The organism is Bradyrhizobium cytisi, from assembly GCF_008123515.1.
GTDB lineage: Bacteria > Pseudomonadota > Alphaproteobacteria > Rhizobiales > Xanthobacteraceae > Bradyrhizobium > Bradyrhizobium cytisi.
On the sequence record NZ_VSSR01000011.1, the window covers coordinates 21450 to 36182 of the forward strand.

General features: G+C 63.8%; 17 protein-coding genes and 1 pseudogene. 9 read left to right on the forward strand and 9 right to left on the reverse strand.

Annotation, left to right across the window (positions count from 1 at the left end):
* Positions 1–214: 214 nt before the first annotated feature.
* Positions 215–1828, forward strand: coding sequence for an acyl-CoA synthetase (locus FXB38_RS05525; protein WP_148749761.1), 1614 nt, complete (start codon positions 215–217; stop codon positions 1826–1828).
* A 111-nt stretch (positions 1829–1939) separates the two neighbouring features.
* Here FXB38_RS05525 and FXB38_RS05530 read toward each other — a convergent pair whose 3' ends face one another.
* Positions 1940–3139: an MFS transporter gene (locus FXB38_RS05530; protein WP_148749762.1), complete on the reverse strand. Its 1200-nt coding sequence runs from the start codon at positions 3137–3139 to the stop codon at positions 1940–1942.
* 183 nt (positions 3140–3322) lie between these two features.
* On the opposite strand from FXB38_RS05530, the gene FXB38_RS05535 reads away from it, so the two are divergent.
* The 3 genes and pseudogenes from FXB38_RS05535 (at position 3323) to FXB38_RS05545 (ending at position 5505) form a co-directional block, all read left to right on the forward strand.
* Positions 3323–4126: an MBL fold metallo-hydrolase gene (locus FXB38_RS05535; protein ID WP_148749763.1), complete on the forward strand. Its 804-nt coding sequence runs from the start codon at positions 3323–3325 to the stop codon at positions 4124–4126.
* Between the two features lie 150 nt (positions 4127–4276).
* Positions 4277–4510, forward strand: a pseudogene (locus FXB38_RS05540) (hypothetical protein); the annotation flags it as partial.
* A 47-nt stretch (positions 4511–4557) separates the two neighbouring features.
* Positions 4558–5505, forward strand: a complete 948-nt coding sequence (locus tag FXB38_RS05545; RefSeq protein ID WP_148749764.1) for a fatty acid desaturase — start codon at positions 4558–4560, stop codon at positions 5503–5505.
* Positions 5506–5561: 56 nt separating this feature from the next.
* Here the strand turns inward: FXB38_RS05545 and FXB38_RS05550 are convergent, their stop codons facing one another.
* Together FXB38_RS05550 and FXB38_RS05555 are read right to left on the reverse strand one after the other, a co-directional pair.
* Positions 5562–5798 (reverse strand): hypothetical protein, encoded by a 237-nt coding sequence (locus FXB38_RS05550; RefSeq protein ID WP_148749765.1) that lies wholly within the window; start codon positions 5796–5798, stop codon positions 5562–5564.
* A 137-nt stretch (positions 5799–5935) separates the two neighbouring features.
* Positions 5936–6916, reverse strand: coding sequence for a helix-turn-helix transcriptional regulator (locus FXB38_RS05555; RefSeq protein WP_148749766.1), 981 nt, complete (start codon positions 6914–6916; stop codon positions 5936–5938).
* Between the two features lie 97 nt (positions 6917–7013).
* Between FXB38_RS05555 and FXB38_RS05560 the strand changes: the two genes are divergently transcribed.
* A complete protein-coding gene (locus tag FXB38_RS05560; protein ID WP_148749767.1) occupies positions 7014–7658 on the forward strand; it encodes a glutathione S-transferase family protein in 645 nt (214 codons plus the stop codon).
* Positions 7659–7674: 16 nt separating this feature from the next.
* Complete coding sequence (locus FXB38_RS05565; RefSeq protein WP_148749768.1) at positions 7675–8109, forward strand: DUF6157 family protein; 435 nt, start codon at positions 7675–7677, stop codon at positions 8107–8109.
* Here the strand turns inward: FXB38_RS05565 and FXB38_RS05570 are convergent, their stop codons facing one another.
* From FXB38_RS05570 to FXB38_RS05585, 4 genes are all read right to left on the reverse strand, one after another.
* The gene (locus tag FXB38_RS05570; RefSeq protein ID WP_148749769.1) at positions 8110–8895 is read right to left on the reverse strand and encodes an enoyl-CoA hydratase/isomerase family protein; all 786 of its coding nucleotides are present in this window, start codon (positions 8893–8895) and stop codon (positions 8110–8112) included. It abuts the gene before it with no gap.
* A 12-nt stretch (positions 8896–8907) separates the two neighbouring features.
* Complete coding sequence (locus FXB38_RS05575) at positions 8908–10017, reverse strand: cyclic nucleotide-gated ion channel (protein ID WP_148749971.1); 1110 nt, start codon at positions 10015–10017, stop codon at positions 8908–8910.
* 180 nt (positions 10018–10197) lie between these two features.
* On the reverse strand, positions 10198–10416 hold the full coding sequence (locus FXB38_RS05580; RefSeq protein WP_148749770.1) for a hypothetical protein: 219 nt from the start codon (positions 10414–10416) through the stop codon (positions 10198–10200).
* Positions 10417–10536: 120 nt separating this feature from the next.
* The gene (locus tag FXB38_RS05585) at positions 10537–11985 is read right to left on the reverse strand and encodes a TAXI family TRAP transporter solute-binding subunit (protein ID WP_148749771.1); all 1449 of its coding nucleotides are present in this window, start codon (positions 11983–11985) and stop codon (positions 10537–10539) included.
* A gap of 403 nt (positions 11986–12388) precedes the next feature.
* On the opposite strand from FXB38_RS05585, the gene FXB38_RS05590 reads away from it, so the two are divergent.
* Both FXB38_RS05590 and FXB38_RS42595 read left to right on the forward strand, forming a co-directional pair.
* Positions 12389–12736 carry a DUF3307 domain-containing protein gene (locus tag FXB38_RS05590; RefSeq protein WP_246229711.1) on the forward strand — a complete coding sequence of 116 codons (348 nt, stop codon included), beginning with the start codon at positions 12389–12391 and terminating at the stop codon, positions 12734–12736.
* A 162-nt stretch (positions 12737–12898) separates the two neighbouring features.
* Complete coding sequence (locus tag FXB38_RS42595) at positions 12899–13297, forward strand: hypothetical protein (protein WP_187434681.1); 399 nt, start codon at positions 12899–12901, stop codon at positions 13295–13297.
* On the opposite strand, the gene FXB38_RS05600 is transcribed toward FXB38_RS42595, so the two are convergent.
* Complete coding sequence (locus tag FXB38_RS05600) at positions 13294–13608, reverse strand: YkgJ family cysteine cluster protein (RefSeq protein WP_148749972.1); 315 nt, start codon at positions 13606–13608, stop codon at positions 13294–13296. The two genes, FXB38_RS42595 and FXB38_RS05600, sit on opposite strands and share 4 nt — an antisense overlap.
* An 18-nt stretch (positions 13609–13626) precedes the next feature.
* Positions 13627–14325, reverse strand: coding sequence for a helix-turn-helix transcriptional regulator (locus FXB38_RS05605; protein ID WP_027530661.1), 699 nt, complete (start codon positions 14323–14325; stop codon positions 13627–13629).
* 112 nt (positions 14326–14437) lie between these two features.
* On the opposite strand from FXB38_RS05605, the gene FXB38_RS05610 reads away from it, so the two are divergent.
* A complete protein-coding gene (locus tag FXB38_RS05610; protein WP_148749774.1) occupies positions 14438–14713 on the forward strand; it encodes a hypothetical protein in 276 nt (91 codons plus the stop codon).
* Positions 14714–14733 lie beyond the last annotated feature (20 nt).

Below are 14733 nucleotides of genomic sequence, written 5' to 3' on the forward strand. Positions count from 1 at the left end.
CATTTTGGCTGCACGATGAGTAGGCTGACGGGCGTCTGCATTATCGCTTCCGGCTCACGGATGTACCGGTGTCCGAACGGATTTTGGACCGCCCGCTTCCGCGCTGCAATTCCATCGTCGATCGGCTTGCCGAACATCTGCCCGCCAGGGCTCGGATCGATTTGACGCGGCAGATTGCGCCGACTACGCTTTGTGCAAATTCCCGGGGACGGAAATGTCGAACGATATCGCGGCCATCATCTCGAAAGCGCGCGAGCATTCCATCGGCGACCTTCTGCGCCGCTCGGCGGGCCGCGAGCCGACCAAGCTTGCGGTGAGCTGCGGCAGCATGAGCTGGACCTTTGCGGAGATGGATACGATCTGCAACCGGCTCGGCCGCGGCCTGCTCGGGCTCGGCGTGAAGAAGGGCGACCGTCTCGCCGTGCTCTCGCGCAACTCGCATGCCTTCGCCGCCCTGCGCTTTGCGGTGGCGCGGATCGGCGCCGTGCTGGTGCCGATCAACTTCATGCTCAATCCCGATGAGATCAATTTCATCCTGAAAAGCTCTGGCGCAAAACTGCTCGCGACCGGCCCCGATTTCGTTGAGCCGGCGCGCGCCGCAAGCGCGAAGGATTGCGCTGTCGAAAAGATGATCTGGCTGCCGGGCGAGGACTTCGCCACGGCGCCCGCTGGCATCGCCACCTTCGACGATCTGCTTCATGCCGACGGCTCGTTCCTCGAGGCGTCCGTCGACAGCCGCGATCTCGCGCAGATCGTCTACACCAGCGGTACAGAATCGCTCCCCAAGGGTGCGATGCTGACCCATGAAGCGGTGATGTGGCAGTATGTCAGCTGCATCATCGACGGCGGCATGAGCGTAGACGACAAATTCCTGCACGCCCTGCCGCTGTATCATTGCGCGCAGCTCGACGTGTTCCTGGGACCGCAGATCTATCTCGGCGCTTCCGGCGTGATCACGGGCAAGCCGACCGCGGACAACATTCTGGCGTTGATCCAGGCGCACAACATCACCTCGTTTTTTGCGCCGCCGACGATCTGGATCGCCATGCTGCGCTCGCCGAATTTCCACAAGACAGATCTTTCGACGCTGCAGAAGGGCTATTACGGCGCCTCGATCATGCCGGTGGAGGTATTGCTTGAGCTGCAGCGTCGACTGCCCGCCGTAAAATTCTGGAATTTTTACGGCCAGACGGAGATCGCGCCGCTGGCGACCGTGTTGCGGCCGGAAGAGCAACTGCGCAAGGCCGGCTCGGCCGGCAAGCCCGTGCTCAACGTCGAGACGCGCGTCGTCAACGCGTCGATGGAGAACGTGAAGGTTGGCGAGGTCGGTGAGATCGTGCACCGCTCGCCGCATCTTCTCTCCGGCTATTACAACGATCCCGTGAAGACCGCGGCGGCGTTTACCGGCGGCTGGTTTCACTCCGGCGATCTCGCAACCGTTGACGCCGAAGGCCACATCACCGTGGTCGACCGCGTCAAGGACATGATTAAGACCGGCGGCGAGAATGTCGCCAGCCGCGAGGTCGAGGAGATGGTCTATCGCATCCCTGAAGTCTCCGAGGTCGCCGTCGTGGGCCTGCCCGATCCGCGCTGGATCGAGGCTGTGACTGCGATCGTCGTGGTCAAGGCCGGCGAGAAGCTGGATGAAGATGCCGTCATCCGGCATTGCGCCGGCCAGATGGCGCCTTTCAAGGTGCCGAAGCGCGTGATCTTCGTCGAGAGCCTGCCGAAGAATCCCAGCGGCAAGCTGCTCAAGCGCGAGTTGCGCCAGCGCTTCGTCGGCGGCGAGACGCTCGACAAGGCAATCCAGGGGAATTTTGCCACCTGAGGCGGAGCGGTCGTCATGAAAGCCTGGCAGGTCGCGCACGACTGGTCGATCGAGGGCATGGAGCTGGCTGATTTGCCGGAGCCTGTGCAGTTTCCTCAAGTCACGTTCGCCTCAGTACTTCTTCACGTGCACGCCGAACGCCAGCCACAGTGCCATTGAGGCGAGGCCGAAGCCGCCGAGCAGCAGGAAGGTCGGACCGTAGCCGATCCATTGCGCGATCCAGCCGCCGAGTGCGGGGCTCAGGCTTGCGCCAATGCCCTGCACAGTGATGACAGCGCCCTGGCCGAGATTGATGCGGCCGGTGCCGTCGAGCGAGCGCGCGACCATGCCGGGGACGGCGACGGTCTGCAGTCCGGTGCCGATGCCGTCGAGCACCTGCATCGGCACGACGCCCCACCATCCCGTGACGAAGAAGGCGAGAACGCCGCGGATCGGTAGCACCATGAAGGAGACGAGGATCACCGGCCAGTAGTTGCGTTTCCCCGCGACTTGCATGCCGACCAGGGACGTCACGATCATCACGCCCTGCGCAATGACGACGATGGTCGCGACGAAGCTTGGACCATTCGCCTCGCCTGCGCTCACGGCGGCAAGGCCATAGAGCGGCACGATGGCGGCGTTGCCGAGATGGAAGATGGCCAATGCCAGCGCCAGCACCAGCAGCGGCTTGTGCTTGAAGAGAACGGAGAGACCGGCCGGCGGGTTCTTGCTCTCGTCTTCCTTGCTGCCGCGAGCCTGGCGATCATCGATGGCCTTGGCCGGAATCATCAGGACGCAAGCGACGGCGACGGCGCCGAAGACGGCAGCCAGCACGAACACCCAGACGTAGCCGAATTTGTATCCGAGATACCCCGACAGCGCCGCGCCGACCATGTTGCCCGCATGGTTGAAGGCCTGATTGCGCCCGTTCAGCGCATTGAAACCCTTTTGCTTGGCGATGCCGAGAGTGATCCCGGTGACCGCCGGCACGATCGCGGCGCTCGCCAGCGATTGTGCAACTTGCGAGAACGTGACCGCCCAGAAATTTTGTGAGATCAGGATGATGGCGGAGGCCAGCACCACGCAGATGCCGGGGATGACGACCCATAGCCGCTTGTTGCGGCTGGAATCGATGAAGCCGCCGATCGGCGTTGTGACCAGCATGCCCGCGACATTGCCGATCGTCAGCGCCGTGCCGATCAATCCGGTTGCCCAGCCGCGCTCTTGCAGGAACACCCCGACGAACGGCCCGATGCCCGACTGCATGTCGGCCATGAAGAAATTGACGGCGTAGAGGGGCCAGAGACGGGGTGAGGAAGGGCGCGATGTCATCGAGACGCTGAACGTGATGCTGCCGATCGACTGTGATCTCGCGCAGGCGGGCATGGATGGCCATGTGTGCCGGGGCGGACATGAAAGTAACCTGTGCTGCCCGCGTTGGTTCCTCCGGACTTGCGATCGCTGGACCGCGATGTCATTTCATGTCTGCGACGGTCTCATTTCTGGATCACGGCCATGCCCCTCTGGACCTGCGAAACCTGCGGCGCGCAATTCCCGGACAGCGAAAAGCCGCCGACGTCCTGTCCGATCTGCGAGGACGAACGGCAATTCGTGAACTGGAAGGGACAAACCTTCCTCAGGCGAGAGGCGCTGGCGGAGCGTCATCGCGTGGTCTGGCGCGACGATCTCGGCCTGACCGGCATCGGGTCCGAGCCGAGCTTTGGGATCGGCCAGCGCGCCCTGCTGGTACCGCTCGCGGACGGTTGCGTGATGTGGGACTGCGTGCCGCTGGCAACGCCAGACGCGATCGCGCATGTCCGGTCGCTCGGCGGATTGAAGGCGATCGCGATCTCGCACCCGCATTTCTATGGTGCGTTTGCGGACTGGAGCGAGGCGTTCGGCGGTGTACCGGTCTATCTGCACGCCGACGATCGTCAGTGGGTGATGCGGCCGTATCCCGCGATCGTGCACTGGACCGGAGACAGCCATCGCATCTCCGACGATATTCTGCTGCTCCGCACCGGCGGTCATTTCGCAGGCGCCACCATGCTGCATCATGCGCGCGGCGCGGACGGCAAGGGCGCGCTGCTGACCGGCGATATCGCGCAGGTGACGATGGACCGCCGCTTCCTCAGCTTCATGTACTCCTATCCGAACTACATGCCGCTCAACGCCGCCGCGGTGCGGCGGATCGCGGCGGCGGTCGAGCCGCTCGCTTTCGACCGCATCTACGGCGCCTGGTGGGGCCGCAACATCGCCTCCGGCGCCAAGGCGGCCTTCGCGGCGTCGGTGGAGCGATACATCGCAGCGATCGCCTGACGATCGAAATCCCATTGCTTTCGCCAATTAACTGTACGATTGGTACAGTTATTAAGCGAGACGCAATGATGCGTATGCCGGTCCGGCACGTTCGATGCATGGGTGTTGCGGCGGGCGGGTTTTGCGGCCGCGTGAGCGGGAGTTGGACGCATGACCGGGCAGCGCGACCACCAGATCTTTGAAGCCGGCAACGTCGCGCTTCAATCCGGCGCCGTATTCCTTGCGATGAAGCTTGCCTACCAGACCTATGGCACGCTGAGCGCGGCCAAAGACAACCTCATCTTGAATCCGACCTCCTTCAGCGCCCAGCAGGTCGACACCGAGTGGCTGATCGGCTCCGACGGCGTGCTCGATCCCGCCCGCTATTTCATCGTCATCCCCTCAGGGCCGAGGTCGCAGCGCTTCTCAGCAAGTAATGTAGGCATCCGATCATGATTGATGCGACTGTTTCAGAGCCCGGCCATCGCCTGAAGCCACTGAGCCCGGCCATGCTGCGCGAATTGTCGGCGCGCTCGAACCTCAGGGGTGCGGCGCAAAGCCTCGGTCATTATGGCATGATCGTGCTGGTTGGCGTACTGATCTCGATGGTGTCGTCGCGCCATAGCGTGCTCTGGGCGCTGCCGCTGATGGCAGTGCAGGGCTATCTCGTCGCGTTCCTGTTCATGGCGGTGCATGAGACTGCGCACAAGACCGCGTTCAGAAGTCGTGGCTTCAACCTCGCGGTCGGTTATTTCTCGGCCTTCATCATCGGACTGCCCTATGAATATTACTGCCTGTTCCACTGGGACCATCATCGCTACACCCAGGATCCGGACAAGGACCCGGAACTGATCGTCGGCGTCAAGCCGACATCCGACACCCAGCTTGCGATTGCCTATAGCGGATTGCTTCAGGTTGCCGGCCGGCTCCGGCTGATGCTCGGCCATGCCGCCACCGGCAAAGTGGTCGTGCCTTGGATCCCCGAGAACAAGCGTGGCACCATCGTGACTGAGGCGCGTGCCTATGTCGCGCTCTACGCGTTGCTGCTCGCATTGTCGCTGTGGTTCTCGTCCGCACTGCTTCTGTGGATATGGATCGGGCCGGTGATCATCGGGCAATTCTTCCTGCGGCCCTATCTCTATGCCGAGCACACCGGTTGCGACCGTACCCGCAGCGCGTTCCAGAACACCCGCACCACCTATACCGGCGCCATCGTCAAATGGATTGCGTGGAACATGCCCTACCACGTCGAGCACCACGCCTATCCCTCGATCCCGTTTCACGCGCTGCCGAAGCTTAACGGAATCGTCGATGGGGAGATCGTCCATCGCGGACGCGGCTATATCAGAACGACGCGCGAGACCTGGGCGTGGTTTCGCCGGGATCGAAAGCGCGCTTAGCTCAACGCAAAACTCCGGCCGCAGCGCGACCGGAGCTTTGTCGTGACGGCACGATATCAGTAGATCCCGTAGGCGCAGACATTCACGACGCGAACGCGCATGCCGCGGCGGGTCTGGACGACGCGCTCCTGGTAGCAGTTGCTGACGCCGGTGTTGACGTAGAGACCACCATAACCGAAGCCCCAGCCGGGACCCCAGTGGTGGAAGCCGTGGGCCGACGCAGCGGTGGGCGCGAGGGCGGCAGCGCCGAGCGAACCGGCGGCGATCAGACCAAGAGCAAGCTTACGAAACATTCTTATTCTCCAGTGTGGCGCGAGGCCGTTGTTGTGTCCCTGCTTCTCGGTCGAGGCGACACGCGAGTTCGTTCACGCGATGAGGCAAGAATCGCGTTTCGGGATTGTTTCGTCGGTTGCGGAGAGATGCGCCGTCGTCAGGCTTTCCGCGCCGCGCGATAGCGCGCGGCCATCGCCTGCGTCATCTCGGCCATCTTCTCGCGGAGATCGGCGGGCTCCAGCACCTCGACCTCGGACCCGAGCCGCAGCAATTCGGCTGCGGCATGCCATGATGTCTTCCCGGTCGGCACCCTTGCGATGCACCAGCCGTCGGCATCAGTCGTCTCTTCGATCTGGGTGCGCGCCTTGACGTAGGGCTGGCTCAGCGCATCGAGCAGCTTTACGCCGAATGGTGAGAGCCGTACGATCGCGACGTTCGGGTGCATCTCGGCCTCGAGCCGCAGCGTCGCATTCTGCCAGTAGGCGGCGAGATCGAAATCGGCGGGACGATCGAAGCGGTCGTCGAGCGCCGTGCAGTCGAGCACGCGCGCGATGCGATAGGTGCGCACGCTGCCGTCGACCTGGCCGGCGAGATACCAGTTGCCGCCCTTCAGCACGAGGCCGAGCGGAGCGACACGGCGCTGCTTCTCGGCGCGCCAGCTCTGATAGCGGATTTTGATGAGTGTCCCGCGCAGGGCCGCGCCGGCAATCGCGCGCAGATGCTTCGGCTCTTCCGGCTCGCCGAACCAGCCTGGCGCGTCCAGATGAAAACGCTCCTGCATCCGGCCGGCGTCTTCGCGCAAGTTTGCGGGCAGTGCCGCCATCAGCTTGTTCTGTGCGGCGATCATCGCGGCATCCAGCCCCAGCGCCGCCGCCGGGCCCGGCAATCCCGCCAGGAACAGCGCGCCCGCTTCGCTCTGCGACAGCCCGTTGAGGCGCACGCGATAGCCGTCGAGCAGGCGGTAGCCACCCTCCGCACCGCGGTCGGCATAGACGGGGACGCCGGACGCCGCGAGCGCGTCGATGTCGCGATAGATCGTGCGCACCGAGACCTCGCAGGCCTCTGCAAGTTCGGGCGCAGTGACCTGCCCCCTGGCCTGGAGGGTGGTGAGGATCGACAACATCCGGCTCGCGCGCATGATCCTTTAAACCATACCTGACACAGGATGTCAGGTATGGTCGGCTAGAGATGCACCCATCGCAAGCCGCCCAAGGGGGCCCAAAGGGAGATCCGCCATGACCGATCCGAACCGCATCACGCTGTATTATTCGCCGCAGAGCCGGGCCACCGGCACGCGGGTGCTGCTGGAGGAGCTCGGGGCGCCCTACGATCTCCACGTCCTCAACATGAAGGCCGGCGAGCAGCGGAGGCCTCCCTATCTCGCCATGAATCCGCTTGGCAAGGTGCCGGCGATCCGGCACGGCGAGGCGCTCGTGACCGAGCAGGTGGCCATTTACATCTATCTCGCCGACCTGTTTCCGCAGGCCGGCCTTGCGCCCGCGCTCAACGATCCGCTGCGAGGTCCCTATTTGCGCTGGACCGCCTACTACGGCTCCTCCTTCGAGCCCGCGCTGATCGACAAGTTCATGCAGCGCGAGCCTGCGCCGGTCACGCAGTCACCCTACGCGGATTACGACACCATGCTGGGTGCGCTCGAGGCGCAGTTGTCAAAGGGACCATATCTGCTCGGCGAGCGGATGACGGCGGCCGATATTCTCTGGGGTGTTGCGTTCAGTTGGACGATGATGTTCGGTATCGTGCCGAAGAAGGACGTGTTCGTCCGCTATTCCGAGCGCATAACGTCGCGCCCTGCGTTCCAGCGGATAAATGCGACCGACGCCGAGATGGCGGCGCAGCATGCCGCGGCCGTCGGAGGATAGAGAAGCCGGTCATCAGATGACAAAGCCGATTTACACGACGAACTGCTTCAATACTTTCATCCGGGTCGCCGAAGACTGCCCGGCGCATACCGGCGAAGATCCGCCGCCGCGCGCCGGAAAGCCGACCGTGGCGAACCTGCAGTACGCGATGATCGCGACGGAGCCCTACAAATACACGTCGGACGACGTGATCTTCGCGACGTCTGCGGCTAGTCGGGAACTGGGTGCGAAGGCGACGAAGCAGGAGCGCACCCTCGCCCGCAAGGCGTTCTTCTCCAAAGGCCAAGCTTGCATGCGTGCATCCGGCCTCGGCAAGCGTTTTGGCTGGGGCGTTCATGCCGATAACGAAGGACGGATCGCGATCTACGCCATTGACAGCGAGCGCTATCAGGCACTCGCGCGCGATCTCAAGCTCACGCAGGTCCGCGCGATGCGGTCGAAGCGGGCGTGATCAGAATTTCGGCGCTCTCTTCTCCGCGAATGCCTTGATGCCTTCCTTGATCTCGTCGCCGCGCATGCTGTCGCGGTGGCGCTGGTCGGCGGCTTGCTCATCCAGCTCGCCGCGGACGAATTCGTTGATTGCGCGTTTCATGCCGCGCATCGCGTTTGGGGCATTGCCGGCGAGAACATTGGCGAGCTTGTCGACTTCCTCGTCGAGTGTTTCCACCGGAACCATGGCGGTGAGATAGCCGATCCGCAGCATCTCCGGAGCACTGATCTTCTGCGCAGTGAGAAACAGCCTCTTGGCGTTGTCGACGCCGAGCCGCGTCACGTAGCGTTTGATGCCGCTCCCGTAGTAGTGCAGTCCGAGCCGCGCCGCCGGCATGAACATCTCGGCTGTGTCGACGCCGATACGGAAATCGCAGGCCAGCGCGAGGTCGGTCGAGCCGCCATAGACGCCGCCATTGAGCCGGCAGATCGTCGGCACGCCGAGATCCTCCAGGCGGTTGACCACGACTTCGAAGGCCGAGCCGGCGCTCTGCTGCTCGTTGGCGCTCACCGCGCGCTCCGCGACCGAATTGAGGTCATAGCCGGCCGAGAAGGCGCGTCCCGTGCCGGTCAGCACCAGCACGCGGATATCGGGATCGGCCTCGACCCGGTCGAACAGCTTTGTCAGCTCGCCGAGATCTTCCGCCTGGAGCCGGTTGAGATGCTTCGGCCGGTTCAAGCGGATGGTGGCGCGCGCGCCATCGATTTCGAGCACGGGGCCACTGGCCGCGTCGGCTGTGTCCGACATTCTTGTCTCCATTTACTTGTTTTCGAGCGTGCGGCGCTTCGCTTCGGCGTCGATAGTCTCGGCGAGGTCTGGGTGCCGCGCCATCAGCACGCGGAAGTCGACGAGGTCGAGCACCAGCAGCCGCGACACTTTCGTGGTCGAGACATTGGCGCCGCGCATGTTGTTGCCGAGCAGTGCCATCTCGCCGAAGAAGGCGCCTTCGCCGAGCTGCACCTTCTTGCCGGGGAGGTCGACCTCGACCGCGCCGGCGGCGATAAAATACATGCAGTCGCCCTGCGCACCCTTGCGGATGATCATGGTGCGCGCCGGCAGCTCCATGGTGCGCAGCATGTGGGTGACGTCGGCGATGGCCGCGGGCCCCAGCGCCGCGAAGAACGGTACCTTGCTGACGGATTCCCAAGTCTTGAGGAAGTTGTCACGCCGCGTTTCCGCCGCGAACCCGGTCGCCAGAATACCGGTCCAGAGGCCGAACACGCCGAGGCCGGAGATCATCACCAGCGCCGCGACCATGCGGCCGAGCGGCGTGACTGGCACGACATCGCCATAACCTGTCGTGGTCAGCGTAACGACCGCCCACCACAGCGCGGCAGGGACGCTGCCAAACGTCTGCGGCTGCACGTCCCGCTCCAGGAAATATTCGGCGACCGAGGCCAGGAAGACCACCATCAGGAAGATCACCAGCACGCTGATCAGCGGGCCCGATTCCAGCACCAGCACGCGGCGGAGCTGGCGCAGGCCGGGAATGCCCGGCACCACCTTCAGGACCCAGAGCACGCTCAGCAGCCAAGCTGTCTTGGGCTCGGCGCCGAGGATCAGCGCGATCGGCACGGCCAGCGCCCCCAGGGCGTCGACCAGCCCGGCGGAGGAGGACATGTAGAGTCCCAGCCGCCCCTGCCGCGCCATGTGGCGCAGCCGGACCAGCCATTCGAACACGAAATAGGCGAGACAAGCCCACAGCAGGAAATCGACCCAGCGGTGCGCCGTCTCATAGGCCGGATCGAGCGTCAGCAGCACCATGCTGACCACGCCGATCGTCACGGCCACATAGGCCGCCTTGGTCATGTTGCGGCCGGCGGTCGCGGCCACGAACTGGGCCAGAGCAGGAAACATCGGCTTGGACATGCGGAATGGCGGCTCGATCTTGGTGCTGACGGTCCCGGACCGGGACTTGAGCTGGGACTTGGGCGCCAAAGTGCCCGCCCGCACCGGAGCCGTCAACGACGGGGCGGGCAGCCGCGCCATCCGCCCCGATCAGGGCGCGGATGCCTCGTCCAATGGCTGGGAAGGTGCCGGGCCTGCCGGCTATTTGAAATGCGGAGGCTCGTCGTAACCGCGGCGGCTGCTCAGGAACAGCAGCATCATCAGGCCGACGCCGACGACTACGGAGAACCCCGCTCCTAGCGCCAGTGCCACATAACCTTCCGTCGGGATCGGATCGCCTCCGACCGACATGGCCGAGTAGGCGAAATAACCAACCGCAACCAGCATTCCCAGCAAGATGATGAGAAGGAGTAGACGCATGGTGCGTTCTCCGGTTGTGCTGGAAGCCAACGGTTGCGGTGGGGAAACGGTTCCACGGGCTGCAGGCAGCGATTCGCCAAAAGGAGATGGGCGCCTGCCATCCAGGCGCGAATCGATAGGTCAGGCGCTCTGAGCTGTCTTCACCACCACAACGTTGCTGTCTTCGGGCGGGGGGAGCGCGGCGGGGGCGGCGATCTTCTCGAGCTCGCTGGCATGGCGCTTCAGGTAGTCGCGGCGCATCCCGATCTCGTCGCGGACGAATTCGTAGCCGAGCTTGAATGTATCGAGCCCGTCGGTACTGATCGTGCCGTCGCGCAAGCCGATTACCGCGCCGCGCAAGATGCCCTCGAGCTCGTCCTGGAGACATTCGAGCTGATCCAGCGAATGGGCGTGCTCGATCCGCTCCCCGATATCGAGGATCGCGGTAGAGAGCTCGCTTGCCTTCTCTGGCGCGACGCGGGTGATCTTGGCGTAGATCGCGGCGAAGATCGAGCCGATGACGCTGAGCGCGGCGGCGCCCAGATACATCATGTCGCTGTACTTATCCATGAACGACTTGGTGTCGTCATTGATGTAATCGGCGGCGCCCTGATGCGCCATCACGAAGGCATCTTTCTCGACTGAGGCCGGCTCGATATGGGTGGCAAAGCCGTTGTCGAGCCCGAGCGCGGACTTGTTCTCGTAGACGATGCGCGCGATGTCGCCAGCCGTGGTCGGCGAAATCTTGGACTGCGCGACCAGCAGCCATTCGAGGCCGATCGTGTCGAGATCGTCGTCGGGAATCTCGGGCGAGGCGGACAGCGTGCCGGCTGTCAGCGTCTCATCGGAAATGCCGGGGAATTTACGCGCCAGCGCCTTGGCTTCGTCGATGGCATTGAGCGTGAAGCCGCCGCGCCTGGCGACCTGCTCATAAGCCTTGTCGCGCACGGCCTTGGAGGCGTGGACGACAGCAATCACCGCACCAAAGCCGCTGGCCGGCGCGAACAGCTTGTCCAGCGTCGCGCCCTGCGGCGCCATCTGGATCTTCGCGGCGTCGGGGCTGTCGGCGGGAATATCGAGGATGCTGCGGACGAAGGCGAGGGACGAATCATTCTCGGCGAGAACGGCGACCTTCTTCTTCTTGAGCTCGGCGAGCGACTTGATCTTCTTGTTGCCGGGGCCGAGCAGCAGCACGAGATCGTGCTCAAGGATCGCGAGCGTGCGCGCCCGCAGCGGCACCTTGGCGTCGGTGCGCAGGACGGCAAGATCGGCCTGCCTGCGATCGAACTGCGCGAGCGCCTTGGCGTTGTCGGCGTTGTTGACGATCTTGATCCGGAAGCGCGAGGCGCTGTTCTTCAGCAGTGTGGCGAGCTTGGTCGCGAACATTGCTTCGTCGCTGTTGGGAGCGCCGACGGCAAAAGTCAGCGTCTCCGAATTGTGCCACCAGACGCGCCCGGCCCAGACGGTGGCAAGCGACAGCAGCAGGGTCAGCACGACATACAGCAGGACCTGCTGCTGATTGGTCTTGATCACCTTGGGACGCCGTGGCGGCGGGAGCTCGGTTGACGAGGTCGGGCCTTCAGCACTCATGGCAGCACTCTGGCCTCGTTCCCGAAATGGCGGGCGGCACGGCCATCGCCGGCGGCACGCTCAAAAATTCGTAAGCGCCTGAAAAAAGAACAATAATCCTCTACCTGAGGATGATAGCGCTCCAGCGAGAGAATGCAAATTCCGCGCCGAAGGTAACCTTACTCAACCGATCCACGTCGTTTGGTTATGCTATCACCGTTTAGCCACAGTTGGCGATTTTCCAATTCCCCCGGCTGCATTCCGTCGCGGGAGATGTCATAAATCAGCGGTCCCGATGTTCTGACGGGTCCAAGAAGAAGTTGCGCTGAACGCTCCATTTTTTCCTTTTAGGTCAACGAGGGCGTCAGCTTTGTCGTTTCCACCTCTGTCATCGGCGGTTCCGGTCGAAGCGCTCATTGGCTGGATGTTGCTGCTTACCTTCAAGCACATCATCGCCGATTTCGTGCTGCAGACCGCCTGGATGGCGCAAGGCAAGGACCAGAAGCACGGCTGGGCTTTGCCGCTTCTGGTGCATTGCCTGATTCACTTTGCGGTTGCGCTGCCGCTGATCCTGATCGTGGCGCCGAAATTCTGGTTCGTGGCGCTGATCGACTTCGTCATTCACATCACGATCGACCGCGCCAAGGGATGGGTTTCGGCCAATTTCCGCGTCAACCAGGAGCACCCCTGGTTCTGGACCCTGATCGGCGTCGACCAGGCGCTGCACCATCTGACCGGCTTCGGCCTCTCCATCTTCATGGCGGCGAACTGACTGCTGGCACTGTCGTTCCGGGGCCGCAAAAGCGGTACGCAACAAGTCCCGCCCGGTTGATTCGTGGCCCACGCGCAAGCACCCCGGGTGACTACCGCCCGGGGTGGTTAACCTTTCATTAGAGAATTGCGCTGCATCTTCCCTACACGAGGGAGAACTGCAATGTTTTCAAGCCGCGACGCTTATGAAAGCGATTTCTGCCCGGTTCGCGACGAGCTCCTTGGCGAGATGTACCGCGCCAGCGAGAGTGGCCTGCCGAGGCTGGTTGAGAGTGTTTCCCCTGACGCGCGCGCCAGGCTGGCGCTGTTCTGCTATCGCCGCAGCCATCTTCATTCGCTGGCCGTCGCGATCGCAGCCAGCTGCAGCGAGCGCGACCTGATCGAGAACGGCGGCCGTGTCGGCTCGACGCTCTACGCGCTGTCGCGCCAGGGCTCGGCCAAATCGTCCCCGTCGGTGTCGGGTGGCCGCAAGCCGATCACGCTGTCGACCAAGCCGCTCTCGGTGCTCGCACCGCTGGACGACGAGATCGACGACGAGATCAGCGAAGCCGTCCCGGCTTAAGCGGCCTCGATCACAGGCAGTCCGAACTTCCGCCGTGCCATCGCGCATTCGGCGTCGCCCGGCATGCAGGTGCGGCACACCTCCGGCCGCACCGCATAGATGCCGCACGTGGTCGCCTTGCCGATCTCGCCCTGCAACGCTGAACAGCGATCGCCCTCGCAGCGCATGCCGGATTGTCGCGCGTTGACGAGCGTCTCCGGGATCAACGCAAGCTCCTCGTCGCTCTCGATCGAGAAGCGCGGCCAGTTCTGCGAATAGCCGCAGCAGGCGCCGCAGCTCTGGCAGCGGCTCGACAGATCGGTCTCTTCCATCAGCGTCATGTGTCCTTGTCAGGTATCCTTGGGCGGACCCCAGACCAGGCTCTGCCGCCATTTTGCGCGCAGCACGTCGCGCCGCTCCGGATATCTTTCGTCGAGATAGGTCGCATCTACCACGCGGTCGGTGCGGAAGCTGCGAAAATCGCTGCGCAGCTCGCACCAGGCCGCGAGCAGGCGCACGGCTTCGAGATAGCCGACCGAGATCGGCCAGATCATGCGCTCGCTCGGGCGGCCCTGCTCGTCGCGATAACGCAGCATGATCTTCTTGCCCTCGTGAATCTGGGTGCGCGTGCGCGCCATGTCCAGGCGATCCGGCTCCCTGTTCCAGCTCGGCCGCGCGCGGCTAGCAGGCTCCAGCACGAAGGGACGCAGGCGTTCAGGCACGGTGTCGGCGATCTTGGCCATCAGGTCTTCGGCCGCGCGCGCCAGCGTGGAATCGGCATGGCCCGCGACCCATTGTGCGCCCAGCACCGCCGCCTCGATCTCGTCGGGTGTCAGCATCAAGGGTGGCAGGTCAAAACCCTTCTCGAGAATGTAGCCCATGCCGGCTTCGCCACGGATCGGCACGCGCTGGCCCATCAGCGTTGCGATGTCGCGATAGATCGTTCGCTTCGACGTCTCGAGCTCGGCCGCAATCGCGTCCGCCGTTAGCGGCTTACGGGTACGCCTCAGTACCTGGATGATCTGAAACAGCCGGTCGGCGCGTCTCATGACGATTCTCTCATCGGGGGCGGATCAGAAAACGGCGCGTGGCTGCTGACAGGATGTTGGCAGCAGGGGAGTTCTATACCGGGACAACACATCGACTGAAGAGGATTTGTCCATGATCATTCCAACCCATCTCGGTCCGGCCGGACCGCTGTGGCGGAGCCAGGCCTCGTTGCTAGCCTCGCTGCAGACCTGGGTCTTCGGCCGCCTCGCACCTTTCGATCTCACCATCGTCGATCTCCGCGTTGCGCTCGTGACCATGCTGACACGCTCGCTGGTCCAGGCCGCGGACGCGCTGGTCCGCCATGTGATGGGCCGCGCCTGGCGGGGGGCCCGTTTCGCAGAAGATATCACGGCTGCTGCCACCATGGTGGCAGCAGCCCGGCGCTAGGTTCCATCAACTCTTTCGGC

Coding starts and splice junctions, on each gene's coding strand:
- FXB38_RS05525 (WP_148749761.1), top strand. CDS start 215: ATGTCGAACGATATCGCGGCCATCATCTCGAAAGCGCGCGAGCATTCC.
- FXB38_RS05530 (WP_148749762.1), bottom strand. CDS start 3,139: ATGACATCGCGCCCTTCCTCACCCCGTCTCTGGCCCCTCTACGCCGTC.
- FXB38_RS05535 (WP_148749763.1), top strand. CDS start 3,323: ATGCCCCTCTGGACCTGCGAAACCTGCGGCGCGCAATTCCCGGACAGC.
- FXB38_RS05545 (WP_148749764.1), top strand. CDS start 4,558: ATGATTGATGCGACTGTTTCAGAGCCCGGCCATCGCCTGAAGCCACTG.
- FXB38_RS05550 (WP_148749765.1), bottom strand. CDS start 5,798: ATGTTTCGTAAGCTTGCTCTTGGTCTGATCGCCGCCGGTTCGCTCGGC.
- FXB38_RS05555 (WP_148749766.1), bottom strand. CDS start 6,916: ATGCGCGCGAGCCGGATGTTGTCGATCCTCACCACCCTCCAGGCCAGG.
- FXB38_RS05560 (WP_148749767.1), top strand. CDS start 7,014: ATGACCGATCCGAACCGCATCACGCTGTATTATTCGCCGCAGAGCCGG.
- FXB38_RS05565 (WP_148749768.1), top strand. CDS start 7,675: ATGACAAAGCCGATTTACACGACGAACTGCTTCAATACTTTCATCCGG.
- FXB38_RS05570 (WP_148749769.1), bottom strand. CDS start 8,895: ATGTCGGACACAGCCGACGCGGCCAGTGGCCCCGTGCTCGAAATCGAT.
- FXB38_RS05575 (WP_148749971.1), bottom strand. CDS start 10,017: ATGTCCAAGCCGATGTTTCCTGCTCTGGCCCAGTTCGTGGCCGCGACC.
- FXB38_RS05580 (WP_148749770.1), bottom strand. CDS start 10,416: ATGCGTCTACTCCTTCTCATCATCTTGCTGGGAATGCTGGTTGCGGTT.
- FXB38_RS05585 (WP_148749771.1), bottom strand. CDS start 11,985: ATGAGTGCTGAAGGCCCGACCTCGTCAACCGAGCTCCCGCCGCCACGG.
- FXB38_RS05590 (WP_246229711.1), top strand. CDS start 12,389: ATGTTGCTGCTTACCTTCAAGCACATCATCGCCGATTTCGTGCTGCAG.
- FXB38_RS42595 (WP_187434681.1), top strand. CDS start 12,899: ATGTTTTCAAGCCGCGACGCTTATGAAAGCGATTTCTGCCCGGTTCGC.
- FXB38_RS05600 (WP_148749972.1), bottom strand. CDS start 13,608: ATGGAAGAGACCGATCTGTCGAGCCGCTGCCAGAGCTGCGGCGCCTGC.
- FXB38_RS05605 (WP_027530661.1), bottom strand. CDS start 14,325: ATGAGACGCGCCGACCGGCTGTTTCAGATCATCCAGGTACTGAGGCGT.
- FXB38_RS05610 (WP_148749774.1), top strand. CDS start 14,438: ATGATCATTCCAACCCATCTCGGTCCGGCCGGACCGCTGTGGCGGAGC.